At 65.5% G+C, this 25010-nt stretch carries 28 protein-coding genes; 17 read left to right on the top strand and 11 right to left on the bottom strand.

Annotated elements, in window-relative coordinates:
* Positions 1–132 precede the first annotated feature (132 nt).
* A complete protein-coding gene (locus XH84_RS29250; protein WP_141937581.1) occupies positions 133–372 on the top strand; it encodes a hypothetical protein in 240 nt (79 codons plus the stop codon).
* 275 nt (positions 373–647) lie between these two features.
* On the opposite strand, the gene XH84_RS29255 is transcribed toward XH84_RS29250, so the two are convergent.
* Both XH84_RS29255 and XH84_RS29260 read right to left on the bottom strand, forming a co-directional pair.
* Positions 648–1202, bottom strand: a complete 555-nt coding sequence (locus tag XH84_RS29255) for a flavodoxin family protein (protein WP_128920576.1) — start codon at positions 1200–1202, stop codon at positions 648–650.
* Positions 1203–1282: 80 nt separating this feature from the next.
* Positions 1283–1750 carry a winged helix-turn-helix transcriptional regulator gene (locus XH84_RS29260; RefSeq protein WP_128920577.1) on the bottom strand — a complete coding sequence of 156 codons (468 nt, stop codon included), beginning with the start codon at positions 1748–1750 and terminating at the stop codon, positions 1283–1285.
* Between the two features lie 121 nt (positions 1751–1871).
* Between XH84_RS29260 and XH84_RS29265 the strand changes: the two genes are divergently transcribed.
* Positions 1872–2645, top strand: coding sequence for an SDR family oxidoreductase (locus tag XH84_RS29265; RefSeq protein WP_164936400.1), 774 nt, complete (start codon positions 1872–1874; stop codon positions 2643–2645).
* A gap of 176 nt (positions 2646–2821) precedes the next feature.
* The gene (locus XH84_RS29270; RefSeq protein WP_128920579.1) at positions 2822–3004 is read left to right on the top strand and encodes a hypothetical protein; all 183 of its coding nucleotides are present in this window, start codon (positions 2822–2824) and stop codon (positions 3002–3004) included.
* Positions 3005–3071: 67 nt separating this feature from the next.
* Here XH84_RS29270 and XH84_RS29275 read toward each other — a convergent pair whose 3' ends face one another.
* Positions 3072–3677 carry an FMN-dependent NADH-azoreductase gene (locus XH84_RS29275; RefSeq protein WP_128920580.1) on the bottom strand — a complete coding sequence of 202 codons (606 nt, stop codon included), beginning with the start codon at positions 3675–3677 and terminating at the stop codon, positions 3072–3074.
* 83 nt (positions 3678–3760) lie between these two features.
* On the opposite strand from XH84_RS29275, the gene XH84_RS29280 reads away from it, so the two are divergent.
* Positions 3761–4207 carry a winged helix-turn-helix transcriptional regulator gene (locus XH84_RS29280; RefSeq protein ID WP_128920581.1) on the top strand — a complete coding sequence of 149 codons (447 nt, stop codon included), beginning with the start codon at positions 3761–3763 and terminating at the stop codon, positions 4205–4207.
* Positions 4208–4405: 198 nt separating this feature from the next.
* On the opposite strand, the gene dprA is transcribed toward XH84_RS29280, so the two are convergent.
* Complete coding sequence (dprA, locus tag XH84_RS29285; protein WP_128920582.1) at positions 4406–5548, bottom strand: DNA-processing protein DprA; 1143 nt, start codon at positions 5546–5548, stop codon at positions 4406–4408.
* Positions 5549–5639: 91 nt separating this feature from the next.
* Between dprA and XH84_RS29290 the strand changes: the two genes are divergently transcribed.
* Positions 5640–6884, top strand: coding sequence for an amidase (locus XH84_RS29290; RefSeq protein ID WP_128920583.1), 1245 nt, complete (start codon positions 5640–5642; stop codon positions 6882–6884).
* On the opposite strand, the gene XH84_RS29295 is transcribed toward XH84_RS29290, so the two are convergent.
* The 4 genes from XH84_RS29295 to XH84_RS29310 form a co-directional block, all read right to left on the bottom strand.
* Positions 6876–8075: a patatin-like phospholipase family protein gene (locus XH84_RS29295; protein ID WP_164936401.1), complete on the bottom strand. Its 1200-nt coding sequence runs from the start codon at positions 8073–8075 to the stop codon at positions 6876–6878. The genes XH84_RS29290 and XH84_RS29295 overlap by 9 nt on opposite strands.
* A gap of 171 nt (positions 8076–8246) precedes the next feature.
* On the bottom strand, positions 8247–8843 hold the full coding sequence (gene plsY / locus XH84_RS29300) for a glycerol-3-phosphate 1-O-acyltransferase PlsY (protein ID WP_128920585.1): 597 nt from the start codon (positions 8841–8843) through the stop codon (positions 8247–8249).
* Positions 8844–8905: 62 nt separating this feature from the next.
* On the bottom strand, positions 8906–10207 hold the full coding sequence (locus XH84_RS29305) for a dihydroorotase (protein WP_128920727.1): 1302 nt from the start codon (positions 10205–10207) through the stop codon (positions 8906–8908).
* A gap of 5 nt (positions 10208–10212) precedes the next feature.
* Entirely contained in the window at positions 10213–11160 is a 948-nt protein-coding gene (locus tag XH84_RS29310) for an aspartate carbamoyltransferase catalytic subunit (protein WP_028135931.1), read from the bottom strand.
* 211 nt (positions 11161–11371) lie between these two features.
* Between XH84_RS29310 and XH84_RS29315 the strand changes: the two genes are divergently transcribed.
* Genes XH84_RS29315 through XH84_RS29325 form a run of 3 tightly spaced genes read left to right on the top strand, consistent with a single transcriptional unit; the run spans position 11372 to position 14573 of the window.
* The gene (locus XH84_RS29315) at positions 11372–12121 is read left to right on the top strand and encodes a M15 family metallopeptidase (RefSeq protein WP_245471887.1); all 750 of its coding nucleotides are present in this window, start codon (positions 11372–11374) and stop codon (positions 12119–12121) included.
* Positions 12122–12141: 20 nt separating this feature from the next.
* Positions 12142–13785, top strand: coding sequence for an isovaleryl-CoA dehydrogenase (locus XH84_RS29320; RefSeq protein ID WP_128920586.1), 1644 nt, complete (start codon positions 12142–12144; stop codon positions 13783–13785).
* Positions 13786–13808: 23 nt separating this feature from the next.
* Positions 13809–14573 (top strand): CPBP family intramembrane glutamic endopeptidase, encoded by a 765-nt coding sequence (locus XH84_RS29325; RefSeq protein ID WP_128920587.1) that lies wholly within the window; start codon positions 13809–13811, stop codon positions 14571–14573.
* Here XH84_RS29325 and XH84_RS29330 read toward each other — a convergent pair.
* Positions 14570–15493, bottom strand: coding sequence for an AEC family transporter (locus XH84_RS29330; protein ID WP_128920588.1), 924 nt, complete (start codon positions 15491–15493; stop codon positions 14570–14572). The two genes, XH84_RS29325 and XH84_RS29330, sit on opposite strands and share 4 nt — an antisense overlap.
* 3 nt (positions 15494–15496) lie before the next feature.
* Entirely contained in the window at positions 15497–15988 is a 492-nt protein-coding gene (gene ruvX, locus XH84_RS29335; RefSeq protein ID WP_128920589.1) for a Holliday junction resolvase RuvX, read from the bottom strand.
* Between the two features lie 46 nt (positions 15989–16034).
* Between ruvX and XH84_RS29340 the strand changes: the two genes are divergently transcribed.
* Positions 16035–16250: a hypothetical protein gene (locus XH84_RS29340; RefSeq protein ID WP_128920590.1), complete on the top strand. Its 216-nt coding sequence runs from the start codon at positions 16035–16037 to the stop codon at positions 16248–16250.
* Here the strand turns inward: XH84_RS29340 and XH84_RS29345 are convergent.
* Entirely contained in the window at positions 16237–17127 is an 891-nt protein-coding gene (locus tag XH84_RS29345) for a LysR family transcriptional regulator (protein ID WP_128920591.1), read from the bottom strand. The genes XH84_RS29340 and XH84_RS29345 overlap by 14 nt on opposite strands.
* Before the next feature lie 95 nt (positions 17128–17222).
* Between XH84_RS29345 and XH84_RS29350 the strand changes: the two genes are divergently transcribed.
* The 8 genes from XH84_RS29350 to XH84_RS29390 all read left to right on the top strand — a co-directional run bounded on the left by XH84_RS29350 (position 17223) and on the right by XH84_RS29390 (position 25007).
* On the top strand, positions 17223–18230 hold the full coding sequence (locus XH84_RS29350) for an NAD(P)H-dependent flavin oxidoreductase (RefSeq protein ID WP_128920592.1): 1008 nt from the start codon (positions 17223–17225) through the stop codon (positions 18228–18230).
* A 17-nt stretch (positions 18231–18247) separates the two neighbouring features.
* Positions 18248–19324, top strand: a complete 1077-nt coding sequence (locus tag XH84_RS29355; RefSeq protein WP_128920593.1) for an NAD(P)H-dependent flavin oxidoreductase — start codon at positions 18248–18250, stop codon at positions 19322–19324.
* Positions 19325–19400: 76 nt separating this feature from the next.
* Entirely contained in the window at positions 19401–19688 is a 288-nt protein-coding gene (gene gatC / locus XH84_RS29360) for an Asp-tRNA(Asn)/Glu-tRNA(Gln) amidotransferase subunit GatC (RefSeq protein WP_028143922.1), read from the top strand.
* A 15-nt stretch (positions 19689–19703) separates the two neighbouring features.
* On the top strand, positions 19704–19928 hold the full coding sequence (locus XH84_RS29365) for a hypothetical protein (RefSeq protein WP_128920594.1): 225 nt from the start codon (positions 19704–19706) through the stop codon (positions 19926–19928).
* Positions 19925–21400, top strand: a complete 1476-nt coding sequence (gene gatA / locus XH84_RS29370; RefSeq protein WP_128920595.1) for an Asp-tRNA(Asn)/Glu-tRNA(Gln) amidotransferase subunit GatA — start codon at positions 19925–19927, stop codon at positions 21398–21400. Before XH84_RS29365 ends, gatA begins: the two co-directional genes overlap by 4 nt.
* A complete protein-coding gene (locus XH84_RS29375) occupies positions 21391–21693 on the top strand; it encodes a hypothetical protein (RefSeq protein ID WP_128920596.1) in 303 nt (100 codons plus the stop codon). Before gatA ends, XH84_RS29375 begins: the two co-directional genes overlap by 10 nt.
* Positions 21690–23168, top strand: coding sequence for an Asp-tRNA(Asn)/Glu-tRNA(Gln) amidotransferase subunit GatB (gene gatB, locus XH84_RS29380; protein ID WP_128920597.1), 1479 nt, complete (start codon positions 21690–21692; stop codon positions 23166–23168). Before XH84_RS29375 ends, gatB begins: the two co-directional genes overlap by 4 nt.
* A 1572-nt stretch (positions 23169–24740) precedes the next feature.
* Positions 24741–25007 (top strand): hypothetical protein, encoded by a 267-nt coding sequence (locus XH84_RS29390; RefSeq protein WP_128920598.1) that lies wholly within the window; start codon positions 24741–24743, stop codon positions 25005–25007.
* Positions 25008–25010: the final 3 nt, after the last annotated feature.

Below are 25010 nucleotides of genomic sequence, written 5' to 3' on the forward strand. Positions count from 1 at the left end.
TGTCAAATCGAGGGGTTTTGAAAGCCCAAGGAATGGGAAAAGTTTCATATCGAGAAAGTTGCAAAATACCACCTTGGAGTTGCGGCCGATGTCGGCGTAATGTTTCCGTGGCATGGATTCGGGTGGGGTCTGGTGACTAAGCCGGGGAAGAAACGGGCGCGCGCCGGATCAGGCGCGCCGGGAGGCTCGCGTCACGAGGAACCGGGGGAGGGCGGCGTAGACGAAGCCGTCGCCTTCATCGCCGAGCAGGTCGGCGCATTGCGCAAGCTCGCCGAGCGTCACAAGCTCGACGTGCTGCATTATCTGTTGGGCATGACCAAGCTGGAGGCCGACGAGCATTTGAGGCTGCGGAGCAAGCGCAAGCTGTCGTGAGGGGCGTTGTCGCTATCTAACCCCGTCATCCTGAGGCGCGTGGCGCGATGCAAGGCGTCGCGCCAGGAGCCTCGAAGGATGCACGGTCCTCGCTGATGCAGCCGGGCCGTCGCCCTTCGAGGGCCGCTGAAGAAGCGGCCGCTCAGGGTGACGGTGAGAGAGTTGAGAGCGCTGCTCTATCCCCGTCATTGCGAGCGCAGCGATGCAATCCAGAGCTTTTCCGCGGCGGCAGTCTGGATTGCTTCGTCGCAAGGGCTCCCTCGCAATGACGTTGGTTAGCCGTTGCGCATTGTCAATTTGGCCAAGCGCTGGCCGAGATATTCGGCTGTGTCGATGTCGCTCTGCGGCAACGCGCCGTCCACCAAGTGGGTTGCCAGGCCGAGCTGGCTGCCCAGCCGATTACGGCCGCTCACATCCTCGCCTCCTGGAATGTCGAGTCCGCACCAGAGCATGCCGTGCTGAGCAGCCAGGATCGTAAAGTAGGTCAGCGTGTGAAGCTGATCGCCGCTTGGGCAGGCGCCGGTGGTGAATCCGGCTGCGATCTTGTTGGCCCAGCGCTGCCGGCTCCACCGCTCACTTGAAGCGTCCGCGAAGGCTTTGAATTGCGCCGCCGCTCCGCCCATGTAGGTCGGGCTGCCGAACGCGACCGCACTGGCGCGGTCGACCGTTTCCAATACGCTCTCGTTCTGGAAGCGGCCCGACATGATGTCGTTGCCAGTGATGCGACAACACGCGACGTCCACTATGCTATCCGCTCCGCGCGCCACCGCATGCGCCAGCTTTTCAGTGGTGCCTGAGATGGAGAAATAGACGATGGCGAGCAGGGCCATGGCGGAGCCATTTTCGGGGACTTAGCCATTTTTGACGGCGTCCATATTTTCCACAAGTCCTCCGTGCGGCATTGCGACGATCACGCCGAGCGCCGGCGCGGCGCCGGCCGCGGCTTCAGCATGGTCTCGGCAGGGCTGAGCAGCCGTCCATCTTCTGCACGCATTTCGAGCTTCTTCACTGGGCGGCCTTTCTCGCGATCGACCAGCACCGTCGCGATCTCCTCGGGATGGTCGTCGAACTCCTCGCTCCATTGCCGTAGCGCCACCAGGATCGGGAAGGTGCCGCGGCCTTTCGGCGTCAGCACATATTCCTGGTAGGCGCTGCCGTCGGAAGCAGGGGCGGTTGTCAGGATGCCGTGGTCCACGAGTGAACGCAGCCGCACCGACAAAATGTTCTTGGCCATGCCGAGCTTGTTCTGGAATTCGCCGAAGCGGCGGAGGCCAAACAGCGCCTCGCGGATGATCAGCAGCGACCACCAATCGCCGATCGCCTCCAATGAGCGCGCGATCGGGCAGGAATCGCCCTCGAAGCTCGTTCGTTTCACCATCGTTCCGGTCCTGTCGCGTTCGCACGATCCGATCGCCGATCACGCGCTTGTGTGGTTGCATTATAAAACCATCTGCCTTAGATGGCAATCTAGTTTTATGATGCAACCACTGGAGGCGAGCGTGAGACTGACGAACACGACGGCCCTGATCACCGGCGGCAACAGCGGCATCGGCCTTGCGACCGCAAAACTGTTCGTGGCCGAAGGCGCCAAGGCGGTGATCACCGGTCGCAACAAGGAAACGCTGGCGGCGGCCGCCAAGGAGCTCGGGCCGAATGCGCTCGCACTGCCTGCTGATGCCACCGACATCGCCGCGACCGAAGCTGCGATCAAGCACGGCGCCGAAAAGTTCGGCAAGTTCGACATCGTGTTCGCCAATGCCGGCATCGCGGGCGGCACGCCACTGGGTTCGGCTACGCTTGACGTCTTCGAGAAGGTCATCAGCACCAACCTGACCGGCGTGTTCTTCACGGTGCAGTCGGCGCTGCCTTATCTCAACGACAACGCCTCGGTCATCCTCAACGGCTCGGTGATCTCGGTGCTCGGCATTCCCGGTTACTCGGCTTACGGCGCCGCGAAGGCCGGGGTGCGCGCAATGGCGCGGATCATGGCCTCGGAGCTCTCTCCGCGCGGCATCCGCGTCAATGTCGTGGCGCCGGGTGCGATCCGGACGCCGATCTGGGGGCCCGCGACCGCGACGCCGGAAGCCGAGAAGGCGTTCGAGAAGCGGATCGGAATGATGACGCCGCTCGGCCGCCTCGGTGAGACTGACCACGTTGCGAAGACGGTGCTATTCCTCGCCTCCGATGATTCCTCGCACGTGCAGGGCCAGGAGATCTTCGTCGACGGCGGCGCGGTGGCTTCCCCGAGCGGCGCGCCGATCTATCGCGGCTGAGCAAATCGGCCACAATCTGAATCGGCCGGCGCCGCGCCCGAGGTTGCGCCGGCCGAATCCTGCGTCTTTCGAGACGTGTTGGCCAAACCTTTGCGTGAAGCGTTGAACCTTGGCGCGGGCTGCGAAGACATTTTTACGGGCAGGGGTCAGAAGACTCATTTTCAAGGGAGTCCGTTATGCCGAAAGCAGCCCGCATTTTTTCGTCGATTTCAGCACCGCGTATTTTCACTGAAGAATCGGCCATCCCGGCCAAACGCTCGGACAAGTCGGAACTCGTCGCCGTCGCATTGTTTGCCGGCATCGGCCTGTTCGTCTCGCTCGTCGCCGTGATCCTGGGCATGCAGGGCGTCTGGTTCTAGCTCTGCAGCATGCGCTCGCACGCCTCAGCCGCCGCGCAATCCGGCGGCGGCTGAATTTGGTGCGACCTCAGGCGGCGCGCAGGCTTGCGGCGGCGTGGAGTGCGTCGGCCAACGCCTTCTCGCGATGCTCCGGCCCGACCTGGATGCCGTCGGCGGTGATGAATTCGGGATTGATCCCAATGAACCCGAACACGCTGCGCAAGTACGTTTCCAGGTGCTCCAGCGCCGCGGCGGGTGAGCCCGCGCCGTAATAGCCACCGCGCGAGATCGCGATGATCACACGTTTGCCGCCGGCGAGGCCCTGCGGTCCGTTAGGGCCGTAGCTGAACGTCTTGCCCCTCACGGCGATGCGGTCGATCCACGCCTTGAGCTGGCTGGGAATCGTAAAATTGTACATGGGGGCGCCGATCACGACGATGTCGGCAGAAAGAAACTCGTCGAGCGCGGCCGCGCTAGCGGCAAGGTCGGGTCCGAGTTCCGCCGGCACGGGCGCGCCTTGCGCGGCGGCGAGATGCGAGCCGGAGAGGTGGGCAAGCGGGGTCTGGGTCAGGTCGCGATAGGTCACTTCGAGCGAGGGCGTTGCCTGGCGCAGCCGATTGACGATGGCGGCGGAGACCTGCCGGGAGACGGAGTGGGGGCCGAGGACGCTGGAGTCGAGATGGAGAAGTTTCATTTGGGGTCACCCTGGTATAAGTTTGTAACCAGGACTACATGAGTGACTATCGAAACCCCCGCAAGAACGCACTTTTTTGGGCCATGGACACATCTTTGAAACCTGCGCACACCGCTTTGCCTGCCTTGCCGAGGCAAGAACCAGGGTCAACTGGGAGGCCCGATCCCGTGCCCGATCCGAACCACGCGGACTGCCGCGGGGTCGCCTCTGTGCTGTCCCGTGTCGGCGACAAATGGAGCGTGTTGGTGATCATGATGCTCGGCGACGGGCCGAAGCGTTTCAACGAGCTGAAGCGCATGATCAACGGCATCTCACAGCGGATGCTGACCCTGACACTGCGTGGGCTGGAGCGTGACGGCCTCGTGACGCGCACGATCTTTCCGACCATTCCGCCGCGTGTGGACTATGAGCTGACCGATCTCGGCCGCGGGCTGTCGCAGCCGGTGAAGGCGCTTGGGGAGTGGGCGATGGACCATATGGCGCAGATCGAGGACGCCCGGACGAAGTTCGATGCGCGCATCGAGGGCTAAGGCGGAGACGTTCAGCTCCTGCATATGACATTTGGCGGCAGTTGAGCGCACGCCTCGCCCTTCGAGACGACCGCTGCGCGGTCTCCTCAGGGTGAGGCTGAATGGGCATCGTGGTGCCTTGACATGTCGCCACGCACTCCGCCCTCATCCTGAGGGCCCGCCAGGGGCGGGCGTCTCGAAGGATGCGCCGCAGAGAAACTAAAGCAGCGACACCAGCCCGCCGCCATGGCGTTCGAGCTTTCCGGCCAGCTCGAGCTCCAGCAGCACGGTGCGCACGATCGCGGGCGAGGCGCCGGACATCCGCACGAGATCGTCGATGGAGATGGGCGCGGGGCCGAGTAGGCCGGTGATCTGGTCGCGGTCGTGCCGTTGCGGATCGCTCTCGAACGGCTCGCTGTCGGGCTCGCTCGCAGGACTCATCAGCGGCCGCTCCATGATCGGCTGCACCGCGTTGATGATGTCGGCAGCTTCGGTGACCAGGGTCGCGCCCTGCTTGATCAGATCGTTGGCGCCGGCGGCGCGCGGATCGAGCGGCGAGCCGGGGACGGCGAACACCTCGCGGCCCTGTTCGGCCGCCATGCGCGCGGTGATCAGCGAGCCCGAGCGGTGCGCCGCCTCCACCACGACGACGCCGAGCGAAGCGCCCGAGATCAGCCGGTTGCGGCGAGGGAAGTCGCGGGCGCGCGGCTCATGGCCGAGCGGCATCTCGGAGATCGCAGCGCCTTCGTGATCGAGGATCGCCGTGAGCAGATCGCCATGCTCGGGCGGATAGATGCAGTCATGGCCGCCGGCGAGCACGGCGATCGTGCCGCTCTCGACGCTGGCGCGATGCGCGGCCTGATCGACGCCGCGCGCGAGCCCGGAGATGACGACGAAGCCGGCTTCGCCGAGCTCGCGCGCCAGCAGGCCTGCGAACTTCAGCCCGGCGCCGGAGGCATTGCGCGAGCCGACGATCGCGATCATCGACCGCATCAAGGTCTTGGTATCGCCGCGCACGGCGAGCAGCGGCGGCGCATCGTCGATCATCGCCAGCCGCGCCGGATAGCCGTCCTCGCCGGGTGCAAGCCAGGTGATGCCGAACTTGCGGCTCGCGGCGAGCTCGGCCTTGGCTTCATCGGCGCTATAGATGCGGCCCGATCGCTGTGCACCGCCGCGGCGCGCGAGATCAGGCAGCCGCTCCAGCGCGGCGCGCGCGGTGCCGAAATGATCGACCAGCGAGCGGAAGGTGCGCGGGCCCACATTGTCGGAACGGATCAGCCGCAGGCGGTCGATCCGTTCAGCCTCGGTCAGCTCCACGCTCGGATTGATGGCGTCCACGGCGTCTCCTTGTAGGCGCAGCATGGAACAACCTGAGGGCGTTGCGCAACAGCGACGTGCGCTTGCGCGGCCTCATCGCAATGCTAAAAGCGGTGCCAATAAGAAGGGTTTTGCCATGATCTCACTCGCCGACCTCCAGCGCCGCATCGAAGCCGGCGAGTTGTCGCCCGATGCCGCCATCGCCCAGTCGCATGCGGCAATCGAGGCAAAGGAGAAGGACGTCCGCGCCTTCGTCCGTCACGACAAGGCCGCAAAGGCACAAAGCGCCGGCCCGCTGCGCGGCATCGCGGTCGGCATCAAGGACATCATCGACACTGCCAACATGCCGACCGAGATGGGCTCGGAGATCTATCGCGACTGGCAGCCGCGCGCCGATGCGCCTGTGGTGATGATGCTGAAGCGGGCGGGGGCCACCATCATCGGCAAGACCACGACCACGGCGTTCGCCTCGCGCGATCCCACCCCGACGCTCAATCCGCACAATCTCGGTCATTCGCCGGGCGGCTCCTCCTCGGGCTCGGCGGCAGCGGTCGGCGCCGGCATGATCCCGCTGGCGCTGGGCACCCAGACCGGCGGCTCGGTGATCCGGCCCGCGGCCTATTGCGGGACCGCCGCGATCAAGCCCTCGTTCCGCATGCTGCCGACGGTCGGCGTGAAGTGCTATTCGTGGGCACTCGACACGGTCGGCCTGTTCGGTGCCCGCGCAGAAGATCTCGCGCGCGGGCTCCTGGCGATGACGGGCCGCACCGAGTTTTCCGGCATCGTTCCGGCGAAGGCGCCACGCATCGGCGTGGTCAGGCAGGAGTTCGCAGGCAGCGTCGAGCCGGCGGCCGAGGAAGGCCTGCAGGCCGCGATCAAGGCGGCGGAGCGCGCCGGTGCCAGCGTGCAGGCCATCGATCTGCCCGAGGCGGTGCAGGAGGCCTGGCGCATCCACCCCATCGTCCAGGATTTCGAGGCGCATCGCGCGCTGGCCTGGGAGTTTTCGGAGCGTCACGACGAGATCGCGCCGATGCTGCGGGCAAGCCTCGATGCGACGGCCCACCTGACGCCGAAAGAATATGACGAAGCGCGCCGGATCAGCCGGCGCGGCCGCCGCGAGCTCGGCGAATTGTTCGAGGGCGTCGACGTGCTCTTGACCTATTCGGCGCCGGGCACCGCGCCGGCCAAGGAGCTCGCGACGACCGGCGATCCCCGCTACAACCGGCTCTGGACCTTGATGGGCAATCCTTGCGTCAACGTGCCGGTGCTGAAGGTGGGTGGCCTGCCGACCGGCGTGCAGGTGATCGCACGCTTCGGCAACGATGCGCGCGCGCTCGCAACGGCGTGGTTCCTGGAGCAGGCGCTGGCGAAGTCAGGTTAGCGCCGGTTCGGAAGCCGCGAGAACCTGTGCGGACGCGGAAGGCGCGCCGGCCTTTGCGTCTTGCCCAAGCCAGCGCTCGGCGGCGGCGCGACCGCTCCGGTGCAGCAGCCGGATGAAGCCGCGGCCGAGATCGGTCGATGAGCGCTGCGCCAGGCCGTCAACGGAGTCTTCGGCCGCGATCCTGGTGAGCCGCAGCGAAGATGCTGCGTGCGGCTGCGCCCATGCGATCGCAGCGATCTCGGCATTGAGCGCGGCGTTAGCCGCGATCTGGTCGAGACGGCGGTCGATCGCGGCGAGCGTGATCGGCACATAGCCGTCGCGCGCCGGCGTGACCTGCACGAGCAGGACATCGGGGGTTGTCGTCTCCTGCACCAGCCGCAGCAGCGGCGGGTTGCCGCCGAAGCCGCCGTCCCAATAGGCCTCGCCGTCGATCTCGACGGCGCAGTGAACCAGGGGTGGGCAGGTCGAGGCCAGCGCGACGTCGGCGGTGACCGCGTCGTTGCGGAAGATCTGCTGCTGCCCGTCGCGGATCCGCGTCGCCGCGATCAGCAGCTTCGGGCACTGCGCGCCGCGCAACGCGGAAAAATCGATGTCGCGCAGCAGCGCCTGCCGCAGCGGATCGAGATCGAACGGATCGAACTGGCCGGAGCGCAGCGTCGGACCGAATGCGACCGAGCTTCCCGCCGGCGAGAATCCGCCGACCAGCATCAGCGAGCGGAACGAGCCCTCGTGCATCAGGCGGAGCCAGAACCGGCTCAGCCGGCTGCGCGCGGCTTCGCGGCCGCCCTCCGCGAGGCCGGAGGCGAGCAGAAGCGCATTGACGGCGCCGGCACTGGCGCCGCTGATGGTGTCGATCTCGATCGGCTCTTCCAAGAGCCGTTCCAGCACGCCCCATGTGAAGGCGGCAAAGGTGCCGCCGCCCTGCAGCGCCAGCGACAATTGTCGCGGCGGCCATGGCGTGGAGCGAGGCTGCGCTGACGCAGATGAGGGCGCCGCAGGTCGGACCTCGACCGCGACAGGAGCTGCTGCGACGGCGGCAGGTGCGGGCGCTGGCGGCGAAACGGCTGTGGACTTTGGCGCAGGAGGCGGCGCGGGCGCATCGGACCAGATGCTGGTCGTCGACAGCAGGCGGCTTGCCGCAGTGGCCTGCGAGCCGGCTTCGCCATGCGTGCTGTCCTTCATCTCGCTCATTCTGAGCAACCGCGTAACGCCATCTCGACTGTCAGGATGACAGGCGTGGAACTTGTTCGCTACTGCCGGCCGCGAGCAGCGACGAGTTGCGAACAGGATTTGGCATATAATGCAGAAGGGTAGCTTCGGTATCCGTAGATGCCATGGCTTTAGAAGCTTGCCTTGACGCCACTACGCTTTCTCGCCGATCCGGCTTTCCTTGCCCGCTTGCAATCGCTTGATGTTCTCGCGATGCGCGTAGAACAGGAGCAAAGTCAGCACGGCAAACAATGCTGCGAGCGCGAGATGCCCGAACCACCACAGGAAGATCGGTGTGATGAACGCGGCTACCAGCGCCGACAGCGATGAGTAGCGGGTGGTGAAGGCGGTCGCCAGCCAGAGCAGGCAGAACACCACCATGCCAGGCCAGAACAGGCCGAGCAGGACGCCGATATAGACGGCGACGCCTTTGCCGCCCCGAAACTTGAGCCAGACCGGGAAGAGATGGCCGAGGAAGGCGCCGAGCCCAGCGACCATCGCGGCATTGGGACCTGCGATGTAGCCGGCGATCAATACGGCCACGGTGCCCTTGAGCGCGTCGAACAGCAGGGTGGCCGCGGCAAGACTCTTGCGTCCGGTGCGCAGCACATTGGTGGCGCCGATGCTGCCGGAGCCGATCGAGCGGATATCCTGCGTGCCGGCGAGCTTGGTCAGGACCAGGCCGAATGGAATCGAGCCGAGTAGGTAGCCGATGACGAAGGCTACCGGCAAAAATGCTTCAAGCCCCATGGCGGCCTCTCCAAAGGCTGGATCTCCAAAGACTGGATCTCAATGTCGCACGATTGCGCACGTCAGACATGCTCGTACACCGTGCGGCCGCCGACAATGGTGCGCACCACGCGGCCTGTAAAGCGCGCCTCGTCGAACGGGGTGTTCTTGCAGGGGGATTTGAGGTCGGCGGGATCGACCACCCAGGGCACGTCGGGGTCGATCACGATGACGTCGGCCGGGCTGCCGGCGCGCAAAGTTCCGCCAGCCAGGCCGAGCAACTCGGCCGGGCGGGTCGACATCGCCCGGATCAGCGTCTTCAGGTCCAGCTCGCCATTGTGCACGAGGCGCAGGCCCGCCGGCAGCATGGTCTCGAGCCCGACGGCGCCGGGTGCCGCTTCGGCGAACGGCAGGCGCTTGACCTCGACGTCCTGCGGATTGTGGTCGGACATGATGACGTCGAGCAGGCCGGAGGCCACCGCGGCCACCAGCGCCCTGCGATCGTCCTCGCTGCGCAGCGGGGGCGACAGCTTCAGGAACGACCGGTAGGGGCCGATGTCGTTCTCGTTCAGCGCCAGATGGTTGATCGAGACCGAGGCGCTGACGGAAAGTCCGGCATCGCGGGCGCGCTGGAGGATGTCGAGGGAATCGATGCAGCTGAGCGAGGCCGCGTGATAGCGGCCGCCGGTCAGCGCGACGAGGCGCATGTCGCGTTCGAGCATGACGGCCTCGGCTGCACTCGGGATGCCCATCAGGCCGAGGCGCGAAGCGAACTCGCCTTCGTTCATCACGCCTTCGCCGACGAGATTGGGGTCCTCGGTGAAGTGCACGATCAGCGCGTCGAAATCGCGCGCATAGGTCAGCGCACGGCGCATCACCTGCGCATTGGTCACGCTTCTGGCGCCGTCGCTGAAGGCGATGGCGCCAGCGGCCTTGAGCAGGCCGAACTCGGTCATCTCCTCGCCGTGCATGCCCTTGGTGAGCGCCGCCATCGGCTGGATGTTGACGATCGCGGTGTCGCGGGCGCGGCGCATCACGAAGTCGACGGTCGCCGAATTGTCGATCACCGGCAAGGTGTCGGGCTGGCAGATGATGGTGGTGATGCCGCCGGTCGCGGCCGCCTGGCTCGCGGTGGCAAAGGTCTCGCGATGGCTGAGGCCGGGCTCGCCGACGAAGGCGCGCATGTCGACCAGGCCGGGCGCGACGATCTTGCCGGAACAGTTGACGATGTCGGTGCCCTCGGGGACGCCGGCTGCGCCAATGCCGCGGCGGGTCTCGCGGATGGTGCCGTCGGCGATCAGGACGTCGCCGACACCGTCGTAATCCCTGGAGGGATCGACGACGCGGGCGTTGGCGAGCAGGATGGGGCGGCGATCGGTCAACATCGGCATCACGCGTTCGGCAGGTTACGGGCGAGCGCTTCCAGCACCGCCATGCGCACGGCCACCCCCATCTCCACCTGTTCGCGGATCAGGGATTGTGCGCCGTCGGCCACGATCGAGTCGATCTCGACGCCGCGGTTCATGGGGCCGGGATGCATCACGAGCGCGTCCGGCTTGGCGTAGGCGAGCTTCTTCTGGTCAAGCCCGAAATAGTGGAAATATTCGGACGACGACGGCACGAAGGAGCCGTTCATGCGCTCGCGCTGCAGCCGCAGCATCATGACGATATCAGCGCCGTTCAATCCCTCGCGCATGTCGCGCGCGACCTCGACGCCCATCCGCTCGATGCCGGGCGGCAGCAGCGTGGTGGGGCCGACCACGCGGACGCGGGCGCCCATCGTGTTAAGCAGGATGATGTTGGAGCGGGCGACACGCGAATGCAGCACGTCGCCGCAGATCGCGACCACCAGCCCTTCGATCCGGCCCTTGTTGCGGCGGATGGTGAGCGCGTCGAGCAAGGCCTGGGTCGGGTGCTCATGCGCGCCGTCGCCGGCATTGATCACGGAACCGTCAACCTTGCGCGCCAGCAGTTCCACCGCGCCGGAGGCGTGATGGCGCATCACCAGGATGTCCGGATGCATCGCGTTCAGCGTCATCGCGGTGTCGATCAGGGTCTCGCCCTTCTTCATCGACGAGGAGGAGACCGACATGTTCATGACGTCCGCGCCGAGCCGCTTTCCCGCGAGCTCGAACGAGGATTGGGTCCGGGTGGAGGCCTCGAAGAAGAGGTTCACCTGCGTCCGTCCCCGCAGGACGGTGCGCTTCTTGTCAACCTGGCGGTTGAGCTCGACATATTCTTCGGACAGGTCGAGCAGGCCGGTGATGTCGGCCGCGGAAAGGCCCTCGATGCCCAGCAAATGCCGGTGGCCGAGGACGAAGGTCGATTTCGATGTCATTAAAACGAGAGCTATAGGCGGGGACGGCGGGGTGGGCAAGGGTCAAACCGCGGGAAGTGAGTTATCCCCCGATCTGTCTGCGCGGGCGGCGCCACGCCATCCCCTCCGTCATGCCCGGGCTTGTCCCGGCCATCCACGTTCTTCTATCGCATTGGATGCAAACGAACGTGGATGGCCGGGATAAACCCGGCCATGACGATGTGGGGCATTCGTGAAGAAAATTCTGACTGTGCTCTTGGTTGCAGCAACAATCTCAGCAGCCCACGCCCAATCGCTCCCCGGCGATTTCGTTTACCTGCGCGACATCGACCCCAGCATCATCCAGGACATCCGCTACGCCACCTCGAACAATTTCGTCGGCCGGCCGCTGGCCGGCTACAATGCCGGTGAATGCGTGGTGAAGCGCGAGGTCGGGCTGCGGCTCAAGGCGGTGCAGCAGGAGCTCGCCGCGCAAAATCTCTCGCTCAAGATGTTCGACTGCTACCGGCCGGCGCGGGCCTCGCTCGACATGGTCAAGTGGTCGCAGAACGGTCACGAGACCGCGGCCGAGCGGCGCTACAATCCCAAAATCCCCAAGACCGAACTGTTCCGCCTCGGCTACATCGCCAGTCGCTCGCAGCATTCCACCGGCGCGGCACTCGATCTCACGCTGGTCGATCTGAAGGCTGACAATTCCGCCAAATACGACCGGTCAAGAACCTATGCCGATTGCACGGCGCCGGTCGAAGCGCGTGCACCCGAAGGCAGCGTCGATATGGGGACCGGCTACGACTGTACCGACACGAAGGGCCATACTGCGGCACCGTCGATCACGCCGGAGCAGCGCGCCTGGCGCAAGCGGCTGCTGGCGGCAATGGCCAGGCAAGGCTTTGTGAACTATTCAAAGGAGTGGTGGCATTTTTCCCTGCCTGGGGCCGGTGGGGCGGCCTATGATTTCCCGATCCAGCCGCGACGGAACTGATTCCGCGCCGAGGAAACCTGATGACCCAGCCGAGCTTTGCGACCCACGAGGTCTTCAACCAATCGCCGCCGTTCGAGGATATCGACCTGTTCGCGGTGGACCGGCCGCTGGTCGAGGCGGTGAAGGCCAATGGCGGCGCCGCGGCGGAACGCGAGCTGTCGGCGTTCGGCAAGCAATGGGGCTCGGCCGCGATGGCCGATCGCGGGCGCCTCGCGAACGAGAACACGCCGAAGCTGCGCAGCTTCGATGCTAAGGGCAATCGCCGCGACCAGGTCGAGTTTCACCCCGCGTATCACGAGCTGATGGCGCACAGTGCGCATGGCGGCGTGCACAATTCGACGTGGACGGCGGACGGCAAACCGGCGGGCGATGCTGCCGAGGTCATTCGTGCGGCAAAGTTCTACATGGCGGCGCAAGTCGAGACCGGTCACCTCTGTCCGATCACGATGACGCGCGCCTCCGTCGGTGCGCTGGCGATGCAGCCGGACCTGCTGGCGCGCGTGATGCCGGTGCTGTCGACCAAGAGCTACGATCCCAGCTTTGCGCCGTGGTGGGAGAAGCGCGGCATGACGCTCGGCATGGGCATGACCGAGAAGCAGGGCGGCACCGACGTGCGCTCCAACATGACGCGCGCGGTGCGCGACGACGAGGCCTATCGCATCACCGGCCATAAATGGTTCATGTCGGCGCCGATGTGCGATGCGTTCCTCGTGCTGGCGCAGGCCGAGCAGGGTCTGACCTGCTTCTTCATGCCGCGCTTCGCGCCGGATGGATCGGTCAACGCGATCCAGTTCCAGCGGCTGAAGGACAAACTCGGCAATCGCTCCAATGCCTCGTCCGAGGTCGAATTCGTCGGCGCCTATGCGCAAGCGGTCGGTGAGGAGGGCAAGGGCATCCGCACCATCATCCAGATGGTGCAGCTGACGCGGCAGGATTGCGCAATTGCCTCGGTTGGCCTGATGCGCTCGGGGCTGGCGCACGCGCTGCATCACGCCCGTCACCGCAGCGTGTTCCAGAAGCATCTGGCCGATCAGCCCCTGATGCAGGCCGTGCTGTCGGACATGGCGCTGCATGTGGAGGCCAGCGCGGCGCTGGTGATGCGGCTCTGCCGCGCCTTCGACCGCACGCCGCACGACGCGGCGGAGGCTGCCTATATGCGGCTGCTGACGCCTGCGATCAAATACTGGACCTGCAAGAGTGCGCCGCCGTTCCTCTATGAAGCCATGGAGTGCCTCGGCGGCAACGGCTATGTCGAGGACGGCATTCTGGCGCGGCACTATCGGGAGTCGCCGGTCAACGCGATCTGGGAAGGCTCCGGCAACGTGATGTGCCTCGACGTGCTCCGCGCGCTCTCGCGCGAGCCGGAGGCCGCGATGGCCGTGCTGCAATCGCTCGCGGCCGAGACGAAGGGCTTGCCTGGCGCAGGAGAGGCGGTCGCGTTCATCGGCAAGACTTTTCGGCGTGCCGACGGCGAGCGCGTCGCGCGGCTTGCCGTGGAGAAGCTGGCGCTGCTGGCTGCCGCCGCGGCGCTGAACGGCGTCTCGCCGCGCAATGCCGAATTGTTCGCAAATACGCGTCTTGCGGCCAATCATGCCAGCATGTACGGCGCCGTGGAGCTGGACAGCGGCGATGTGCGCGCACTGCTGGATCGCGCGCTGCCGTGAGTTTCCCAAACGAAAGCCTCTTGATGGACTCCCTCAATCCCGACCATCCGCCGCTGACCATGATGCCGGCGAGGCTGCGCGTCTGGAAGTTCTGGGGCACGGCGCTGTGGGGCCTCTTCATCTTCGTCGCGATGTTCGTCGGGCAGATCGGCGCCGTCGTCCTGCTGGCGGCGCAGCGTGGTCTGCCCATGGACCTCGCCTCGATCCAGCTCGTCGGCCATGAGCCTCAGGCGCTCGCGCTCTCCGTCATCATGGGCCTGCCGGCGACGCTTCTGGCGGTGTGGCTCGCCATAGCCATCAAGAAGGCTTCCTTCATCGACTATCTCGCGTTGCACTGGCCGTCCTGGAAGCAGCTCCTGTTCGGTGCGGTCGGCCTCATCCTGCTGGTGCTGGTCTGGGAGACGATGTCGCGCGCGCTCGGCCGCGAGGCGACGCCGGGCTTCATGACCGATCTGTTGAAATCCGGTCGCGACAAGGGCGCGGCGCTGCTGCTTCTGTTCGCCTTCAGCGTGGCCGCGCCGATGTCGGAAGAGGTTTTGGCGCGCGGCTTCCTCTATCGCGGCTGGTCGGCGAGCTTCCTGCGGGTGCCGGGCGCGATCCTGTTGTCGTCGCTGGTCTGGACAATCGTGCACCTGCAATACGACATGTACTTCCTCGCCGAAGTCTTCACCATCGGCCTGTGGTTCGGCTACATGCGCTATCGCGCCAATTCACTCTGGGTCACGATCGTGCTCCATGCGCTGAACAATCTGACCGCCGTGGTGCTGACGATGTGGCTGGGGAGCTAGGCGACCAGCGCGATCGCGATCGGCATCGTGATCGCGGCCAGAATCGTCTGCAGCGTGATGATCTGCGCCAGCAGCGGCGCGTCGCCGTTCATCTGGCGGGCGAGGACATAGGCGCTGGGGGAGGTTGGGACCGCCGCGCAGATCGCGACGATCGCAAGATTGTTGCCGGACAGGCCAAACCGCACGGCAAGCGCCAGCGCAAGCATTGGCATCAGCACCAGCTTGAATGCCACGCCGAGCGTCGCGCCCAGGCTGGGGCGGAGCAGCCCCTTGAGTTGCAGGCCCGCGCCGGTGACGAGCAGGCCGATCGCGAGTGAGGAGCGGCCGAGTGCATCGGCCACCTCGTGCCACAGTTTCGGTAATGGCATATGGACGAGGTTGACGGCGAGGCCGATGACGCAGGCCCAGATCAGGGGATTGCGGATCAATGTCATGACGATGGCGCGCGCAGACTGCTTCTCGGGCGCGGCATAATGTGCGAGCACCGCGACGCTGAACACGTTGACCAGCGGAATGATCGCGACCATCGCCACCGACGCCAGCGCCAACCCGACATCGCCATAAAGGTTGGCGGACACCGACAGCGCCACATAGGTCTGCCAGCGCGTCGCACCCTGGAAGATCGAGGTGAAGCCGGGGCCGTCGATGCCAAGCCGCGCCAGGGCAGGGCGGAGCGCGAGGCAAACCAGCGACATCGCCAGCGCCGACAGCAGCAGCGCGCCGCCGACGCCGGCGACCGGCACGTTGGAGAGGTCGGCCTTCACCAGCGTCTGGATCAGCAGCATCGGGAACAGCACGAAATAGGTCAGCCGCTCCAGCCCGTGCCATTGCGTGTCGAGCCGCATCAGGCTGCGCTTCAGCACGACGCCGAGCACAATGAGGATGAAGACCGGCAGCAGCGCCGCGATCACGACCGCCATGGATCACTCAGTCCCCGAGGCGGCGCGGAGATTGGCGAGGCGGTCGAGCGCGCCTTGCAGGATGAAGATCGCGGCGTGCTCGTCGATCACCTCGGCGCGCTTGGCGCGGCTGACGTCCATGCCGATCAGCTCGCGCTCGACCGCCGCGGTCGAGAGGCGCTCGTCCCACAGGCCGATGGGGAGGGCGGTCAGACCGGCGAGATTGCGGGCGAAAGCGCGGGTGGATTGCGCGCGCGGGCCCTCGCTGCCGTCCATGTTGATGGGCAGGCCGAGCACGAATCCGGTCGCCTTGCGCTCGGCCGCAATCGCGAGCAGCCGGGCGGCGTCCTGCTTGAACGCCTTGCGCTGGATCGTCTCGACGCCGGTCGCAAGCCGGCGGTCCGGGTCGGACACGGCAACGCCGATGGTCTTGGTGCCGAGGTCGAGCCCGACCAGCGCGCCGCGCGCGGGCCAGTGGGTTGCAGCACCGACGAGAGGCAGGATAAGAGCCGGCATGGCGTAGCGCATATCACGCGTCGCGCCGCGGAGTGAACCCATAACAATGGATGCGCTGACATTATTCGGCCTGTTCGCCGTCACGGCGATGCTGGTCACTTACGCTCTGGAAGATCGCAGCAATTGGTTCGTGCTGCTGTTCGCCGCGTCCTGCGTGCTCGGCTCGGCCTACGGTTTTCTCCAGGGCGCCTGGCCGTTCGGCCTGGTCGAGGCGATCTGGGCTGTCGTGGCGCTGCGGCGGTGGCAGCTCAGGCCGCGATGACGTCCTCGTCGGTCTTCAGACAAGCAGCAAAGCCGCTGAGCGCGCTATATTGATGTCCGGCGCGGCGCTGGATGAAGAGTGTCTCGACGCGCGCATGCGACGGGCTCAAGGCGTGGATCGAGACGGTGCCATTCATGGCGCTGCGTTCGATGACCGCACGCGGCAGCAGCGTCACGCCCATGTCGGCGGCGACGCAGCCGATCATGCCGTCGAGCGTGCCGAGCTCGAAGCGCGCGGCCGAAGGCCAGCCGAAGTCGACGAAGATCTGCTCGAGCCGTTGACGGTAGGTGCAGCCGGTGCGGAACACCAGCGCGGTCGGGCCGGATTCCGGCGTGCCGGCGCGCAGCTCGCCAAGTGAGGTCCAGCGCCGCGCGCTGACCAGCACGAGCTCCTCGCGGAACGCGCTCGTGGCGGTGAGGTCGGCATGCGCGATCGGACCCGCGACGAAGGCGCCGTCGAGCGCGCCTTCGAGCACGGCGGCGACGAGGTCGGCCGTGGTTGCGGTACGTAAGGAGAGCCGCACGGCGGGAAAGCGGCGGTGGAAATCGGCGAGCAGGGGCGGCAGCCGCACCGCCGCGGTCGTTTCCATCGAGCCGATCGCAAGTGGTCCCTTCGGCTCGCCATCATCGCGCGCAGCAAGCACGGCCTCGCGCGAGAGTGCTGCCATCCGCTGCGCGTAAGGCAAAAGGCGCTTGCCGGCGCCGGTCAGCGTCATGCCGCGGCTATGGCGTTCGAACAGCGGGGTGCCGATCTCCGCCTCCAGCGCCTTCACGCGCTGGGTGACGTTGGATTGCACGGTATTGAGCTCCTCCGCAGCGCGGGTGATGCCGCCGGTGCGGGCCACAGTGGCAAAGGTCTGGAGATCGCTGAGTTCCATGGTCCATTTCTCTTTTGAGATGGCAGCGTTCTGTAGAATTCAATTTTGAAGAATGTTATTTGCGCCTAATCTTCCTGTCCAGAGTGGGAGGACCCATGCCGATTGCCACGCCGCTGACGGAGCTCCTCGGGATCAGGCATCCGATCTTGTCGGCTCCCATGGATACGATCGCCGGCAGCCGCCTGACCCGCGCTGTCAGCGAGGCCGGCGGATTCGGCATCCTGGGTGGTGGATACGGTGACCCTGTCCGGCTTCAGACGGAAGCCGCAGAGCTGAAGGGCTTTGCGCCGTTCGGCATCGGCTTCATCACCTGGAGCCTGGCAAAACAGCCCGAACTGCTCGACATCGCGCTCGACGCTGGCCCCGAGGCCATCATGCTGTCATTCGGCGACCCCGCGCCGTTCGCACCGCGCATTGGGGCGAGCGGTGCGCGACTGATCTGCCAGGTGCAGAGCGAGGACATGGCCAAGCAGGCGCTCGATGCCGGCGCGGAGATCCTGATCGCGCAGGGCACCGAAGCCGGCGGCCATGGCGCATCGCGCACCACGGTCGACATCGTGCCTGCGATCGTGGATCTTGCGGCCGGACGTGTGCCGGTCGTCGCGGCCGGCGGGATCGCCGACGGAAGGGGCCTCGCCGCGATGATGATGCTGGGCGCATCCGGCGTGCTGATCGGCACGCGCTTCTATGCGAGCGTTGAGGCCAACGGGGCGGACGAAGCGAAGCAGCGCATTCGCATGGCGAGCAGCAACGACACGGTGCGCGGCGTTGTCGCTGACTGGTCGCGAAGCCTGTTCTGGCCGGCTCCGTTCACGGCACGAACGCTGGTCAACGATCACATCAGTCGGTGGAGCGGCCGTGAGATCGAACTGATGCAGCGCGCGGGCGAGGTCGCCAAGGAATATGCTGCGGCGAAGGCCGCGGGCAATTTCGAGGTCGCCGCGGTTTTCGCCGGCGAGGCGGCCGGGCTGATCCATGACATTCCGTCCGCCGCGCAGATCGTCGAGCGGATTGCGACGGAGGCGGAGCAGTTGCTGGAAGGAAGACGCAATTCGGTGACAACGGCGCGAAATTCTTCACCCTCCCCCTCCAGGGGAGGGTAAAAACAGAGAGAACAACCATGTGGCCTGACCGTCGACTGATCGACCTCTTCAAGACCGAATTTCCGATCGTGCTGGCACCGATGGCCGGTGTGATGGATGCGGAGCTGGTGATTGCGGCGGCGCAGGGCGGCGCACTCGGCTCGCTGCCGAGTGCGATGATCTCGCCGGAGAAGGCGCGCGAGCAGGTCGGCCTGATCCGCCAACGCGTCAAGGCGCCGGTCAACATGAACTTCTTCTGCCACACGCCGGTCGAGCTGACGCGCGAGGCCGAAGCGCGCTGGAAGCAGCGGCTCACGGGCTATTATACCGAGCATGGCCTCGATCCCGCAGCGCCGATCAATGCGGCGAACCGCGCACCATTCGATGTCGCCTTCTGCGAGGTCGTCGAGGAGCTGAAGCCGGAGGTCGTCAGCTTCCATTTCGGGCTGCCGGAGCAGGCGCTGCTCAAGCGGGTGAAGGCCGCCGGCTGCCTCGTGATCTCGTCGGCGACGACGGTGAAGGAGGCGGTGTGGCTCGAACAGCGCGGCGTCGATGCCGTGATCGCGCAAGGCGCGGAGGCGGGCGGTCATCGCGGCATGTTCCTGACCGACAAGATCGCCGAACAGCCCGGCACCTTTGCATTGGTGCCGCAGGTCGTCGATGCCGTGAAGGTGCCGGTGATCGCCTGCGGCGGCATTGCCGACGGGCGCGGCATCGCCGCGGCCTTCGCGCTCGGTGCCTCCGGCGTCCAGATCGGCAGCGCCTACTTACGCTGTCCGGAATCCAAGGTCAGCGCGGGCGGCCGCAAGGCGCTCGCCGAGGCGGGCGATGATTCCACCGTCATCACCAATGTCATGACCGGCCGGCCGGCGCGCGGGGTCCAGAACCGCCTGATGCGCGAGGCAGGCCCGATCTCGCCGGATGCGCCTCCCTTTCCCCATGCCGCGACGGCGCTGGGACCGCTCAAGGCGGCTGCCGAAAAGCAGGGCAGGGTGGATTTCACCAATCTCTGGGCCGGCCAGGCCATTGCCCTCGGCCGCGAGGTCCCCGCGGCAGAATTGACCCGGGATCTGGCCAAATCGGCGCTGGCCCGCATGAAAGCGCTGGCAGGGTAGCACCCGGCGCCGGTTGCGGCGCAAAACCGGCCTCTGCTATACGGCACATGGGTTTTGCCGTGAGAGGCCTTATATAATGTCCGTCGACGCCGCTACCGTCCGCCGCATCGCGCATCTGGCGCGCATTGCGGTTTCCGAGGGCGAGGTTCCGCACCTTCAGGGCGAGCTCAATGCCATGCTCGCCTTTGTCGAGCAGCTCTCGGAGGTCAATGTCGAGGGCGTGGAGCCGATGACCTCGGTCACCCCGATGCAGATGAAGAAGCGGCAGGACGTGGTCGATGACGGCGAGATCGCCGACGATATCGTTGCCAACGCGCCCGCGACCGAAGGTCACTTCTTCCTGGTGCCGAAGGTCGTCGAATAACTCTTGGGACGTCCGATGTGCATGCTTTGCGACGATGAGAAGGCCTATCAGGCCTACATGAATTACCTCGACAAGATGGAGCGGCAGGGCAAGGCTGCCGATCCCAATGTTGCCGTCAATGCTGTGCTCGACGAGCTCGAGGCCGCCGCGAATGCCGCTGCCAAGAAGAACGTCACGCAAGACGACCCGGCCAACGACAAGACCCTGTCTCCGTTCTTCTGCAGCCCGATCAATAAATGACCGATTTGACATCGCTGACGCTCGCCGAGGCCCGCAAGGGTCTCGCCGACAAGACTTTCACGTCCCTCGAGCTGACCGACGCGCATCTTGACGCGATCGAAGCCGCGCGCGTGCTCAACGCCTTCGTGATGGAGACGCCGGACCAGGCGCGCAGCATGGCGAGGGCCGCAGACGAGAAGATCGCCAAGGGCGACGTCGGCCCGCTCGCCGGCATCCCGCTCGGCATCAAGGATTTGTTCGCGACCAAGGGCGTGCGGACCACGGCGTGCTCGAAGATCCTCGGCAATTTCGTTCCGACCTACGAGTCGACCGTCACCTCGCAGCTGTGGCGCGACGGCGCCGTGATGCTCGGCAAGCTCAACAATGACGAGTTCGCGATGGGCTCGGCGAACGAGACCTCGTGCTTTGGTCCCGTCGGCAATCCGTGGCGGCGCGAGGGCAGCAACACGACGCTGGTGCCGGGCGGCTCGTCCGGCGGCTCGGCCTCGGCCGTGGCGGCGCTGCTGTGCATGGGCGCGACCGCGACCGACACCGGCGGCTCGATCCGGCAGCCCGCGGCGTTCACCGCGACCGTCGGCATCAAGCCGACCTACGGCCGCTGCTCGCGCTGGGGCATCGTCGCCTTTGCCTCCTCACTCGACCAGGCCGGCCCGATCGCGCGCAGCGTGCGCGATGCTGCGATGCTGCTGCGCTCGATGGCCGGACACGATCCGAAGGACACGACCTCGGTCGATATCGCGGTGCCGGATTACGAGGCTGCGATCGGCAAGTCCGTGAAGGGCATGAAGATCGGCATCCCCAAGGAATATCGTCTCGACGGCATGCCGGCCGAGATCGAGAAACTCTGGAGCGAGGGTGCGGCCTGGCTGAAGGCCGCCGGCGCCGAGCTCGTCGAGGTCTCGCTGCCGCACACCAAATACGCGCTGCCGGCCTATTACATCGTGGCGCCGGCGGAGGCGTCCTCCAACCTCGCGCGCTATGACGGCGTCCGCTACGGCCTGCGCGAGCAGGGTAGGAACATCATCGAGCTCTACGAGAACACCCGCGCGGAAGGGTTTGGCGCGGAAGTGCGGCGCCGCGTCATGATCGGCACCTACGTGCTCTCGGCCGGCTATTACGATGCCTATTATCTCCGCGCGCAGAAAGTGCGCACGCTGATCAAGAAGGATTTTGAGGATTGCTTCGCCAAGGGCGTCGACGCGATCCTCACCCCCGCGACGCCGTCGGCCGCCTTCGGCATCGGCGAGAAGGGCGGCACCGATCCGGTCGAGATGTATCTCAACGACATCTTCACGGTGACCGTGAACATGGCGGGCCTGCCCGGCATCGCCGTGCCCGCCGGCAAGGACCGCCAAGGCCTGCCGCTCGGCCTGCAGCTGATCGGCCGTCCCTTCGATGAGGAGACGCTGTTCTCGCTCGGCGAGGTGATCGAGCAGGCCGCCGGCCGCTTCACGCCGACGAGGTGGTGGTGAATGTCGCTGATTTCATCGCGAGCCTCGACGGCGCGGCGCCTGCGCCGGATCTGAGCGCGCCGCTCAGAGGTCTCTGGTGGGCCGCCAAGGGCGACTGGGACCAGGCGCACAAGATCGTTCAGGACGACCAAGGGCGCGACGCTGCCTGGGTGCACGCTTATCTGCACCGCGTCGAAGGCGATCTCGGCAATGCCGGCTACTGGTATCGCCAGGCCGGCCGGCCAGCAGCAAAGGATTCATTGGAAGCGGAGTGGGAGCGGATCGCTGCCACGCTGCTCGGGAGCAAGACATGAGCACGGCCACGCACAAGCTTCTCAAGGGCTCAACCGGTGACTGGGAGATGGTCATCGGCATCGAGATCCACGCCCAGGTGACCTCGAACGCAAAATTGTTCTCGGGCGCGTCGACCGTCTTCGGCGGCGAGCCGAACAGCCACGTGTCGCTGGTTGATGTCGCGATGCCGGGCATGCTGCCCGTCATCAACGAGGAATGTGTCAGGCAGGCTGTCCGGACCGGGCTCGGCCTCAACGCAAAGATCAACCTGCGTTCCGTGTTCGACCGGAAGAACTATTTCTATCCGGACCTGCCGCAGGGCTACCAGATCAGCCAGTACGCGTCGCCGATCGTGGGTGAGGGCGAGGTGGTGGTCGATCTCGACGGCGGCAAGACCGCCAACATCGGTATTGAGCGGCTGCATCTGGAGCAGGATCCCGGCAAGATGCTGCACGACCGGTCGCCGTCGCTCTCCTTCATTGATTTCAACCGCTGTGGCGTGGCGCTGATGGAGATCGTCTCGAAACCGGACATCCGCGACGCCGAGCAGGCCAAGGCCTATGTGTCCAAGCTGCGTTCGATCATGCGCTACCTCGGCACCTGCGACGGCGACATGGAGAAGGGGTCCTTGCGCGCCGACGTCAATGTGTCCGTGCGCAAGCCCGGCGGGCCGCTCGGCACCCGCTGCGAAATCAAGAACATGAACTCGATCACCTTCATCGGCCAGGCGATCGAGTATGAAGCGCGGCGCCAGATCGAGATCCTGGAGGATGGCGGGCAGATCGAGCAGGAGACGCGCCGGTTCGATCCGAACAAGGGCGAGACGCGCTCGATGCGGTCCAAGGAAGAGGCGCATGACTACCGCTACTTCCCCGATCCCGACCTGCTGCCGCTGGAGTTCGATCAGGCATTCGTCGACGAGCTCAAGGCGAAGCTGCCCGAGCTGCCGGATCAGAAGAAGATGCGCTTCGTCGCCGACTTCGGTCTGTCGGCCTATGATGCGAGCGTGCTGGTTGCCGAGCGCGAGAGCGCAATGTTTTACGAGACCGTGCTCGACAAGCTCGCCAACCGTGCGCGCGACGGCAAGATGGCGGCAAACTGGGTGATCAACGAGCTGTTCGGCCGTCTCAACAAGGAAGGCCGGGATATTACGGGCTCTCCCGTCACCGCCGAGCAGTTGGCTGCGATCATCGACCTGATCGGCGAGGGCACGATCTCCGGCAAGATCGCCAAGGATCTGTTCGAGATCGTCTGGCAGGAAGGCGGCGATCCCCGCGCGCTGGTCGAAAGCCGCGGCATGAAGCAGGTCACGGACCTTTCGGCGATCGAAAAGGTTGTCGACGACATCATCGCGGCCAATCCCGACAAGGCCGCGCAGGTCAAGGACAAGCCGCAGTCGCTCGGCTGGTTCGTCGGCCAAGTGATGAAGGCGTCCGGCGGCAAGGCCAACCCGCAGAGCGTCAACGACCTGCTCAAGTCCAAGCTCGGTATCTGACCTCACGCGTTCGAACGAGGTGACGGACACGTTTCGTCACCTCGCTTTCATTCCTCGACACGACGTTCGCACGCATCCTCGGCGGCACACTTCATCCCGATCGCCTGCGATGTGACGGCCGAATCGCCGTGACGCGATTCGCGCAAAACGGCGGCTCGCGCTCGCTTCGAGGAGCGCTTGCGCCGTTAAGCATGAAAATATTTTCGTTGCCAAAAGTCGCGACTCAGAGTCCGCAAAGCGCCCTTGCGAGGTGGTCGCGGGATTGGCAATGCACGTCGCCGCGATCATCGTGCGCAATGCGCGCGTACAGAAAAATACTTGCTGCATAGTGTTTTTCTGCAATCGCATATGGCGCGAACAGCGAGGTTGCGGGCACTCTCTGCACTCGATCGTGCGCGTCATGCAGTGCGCTTGCATCGCGCTCGCCAAGCGCACGCGTGTTGCGTCGTCAACACTTCTTTAAGCGAGACGCTGTTTTTTTCGTTGTGTTGGTGTATTCGGGATGAGTGCATTCGATCCCCGACTGCACGCAGCGATTAAAGCCATCTCACACATCGGAGGGCAACATGGCCAAGAAAGCGAAGAAGGCGAAGAAGGCGAAGAGCGCAGTGAAGAAGACTGCGAAGAAGACCCGCAAGGTCGCGAAGAAGAAGAAGTAACTTCGACTTCTGAAGTTGCCGGCTCCAGCAGCCGGCACGTCATCAGCGCCTCCTGAAGGTTCTGATCGACGATAGAGGGTGTCGGCGAGACATCAGGTCAACGGTCGGATCGTTCGCTTTGACGGTCCGGCAGAAGAAACGAGTTTTCTTCGTTCGGTGCGGTTCTCCGAAAAGGGGCTCCGCAATTTCACAAGCGGCCTTCGGGCCATCGTGGAATCTGGTCCTGACGTGTTCGCCGACGCCCTCGTTCTCCTGAGGCCGGGGTATTGCCGGCATTCCTTATCCCCGACATTGCTGATCTGACCGCGACGTGGCCGCGCCGACCTCGTTGCTCTGCCTTGGGGCAGGCGAGGGCTGCGGCCTGTTTGCGCGCCGCTTCTCCATTCGCGATGTCATCGCCCGGCTCCGACCGGGCGATCCAGTACGCCGCGGCGTCTCGGGGAGATGATGGCCGTCTCTGGAATATTGGGTCGCCCGTCTGCCGCCTTCGCTGAAGCTTCGGCGGTCCCGGACCGCATGCCCCGCGTAGCCTTGGCGTCGCCGGGGCGCGGGTGACGACAACGAGCAGCGCCGCAGCACCAGGCGCGCCGCCCACCGCGCGCGATGGTTATCGTTCTGCGAAAATCCCGGGGTAAACAGAATCTGGTGAATCGCAGAAGTGCCTGCAAATCAGGGACTTTTCTAATTCTTCGCGTCGCCACCGCGCGTGCGCGTTTACGTCTGCTTCATCGCGATACTTAAACTGCCATTCAAATTTGCCCGCCATCATCGCCTCCAACAAGCCGGCAAACGGCAGGAAGACTCGGGGATGAGTTGAACAGTGCACGATCCCGAAAAAGGGGCATGCACATCAGAGTTGGACGGGAGCCGCGCTCGGGGGAACGAGGCGGCATAAGAACAAAGGGGATGCGTTATGTTTCAGGGTACTTTCGATATGGAGACGGCTACGCCGATCGACGCGAGCGCGCTATCCGACGTGCTGTTCGAGCGCGGCATCTATTGGGCGAGCGGCCGCTCCGGCCTCGTCGATCTCGTCGCCGCACATAAATGGTTCAATCTCGCCGCGCTGAAGGGCCGCAAGGACGCCGTGGCGCTGCGCCAGGAGGTTGCCGGGCAGATGTCGGATGTCGAGATCTCGGTCGCACAGCGCGAGGCGCGGGCGTGGGTTTCCGCCCATTGAGCT

It is taken from the genome of Bradyrhizobium nanningense, from assembly GCF_004114535.1.
Classification (GTDB): Bacteria; Pseudomonadota; Alphaproteobacteria; order Rhizobiales; family Xanthobacteraceae; genus Bradyrhizobium; species Bradyrhizobium nanningense.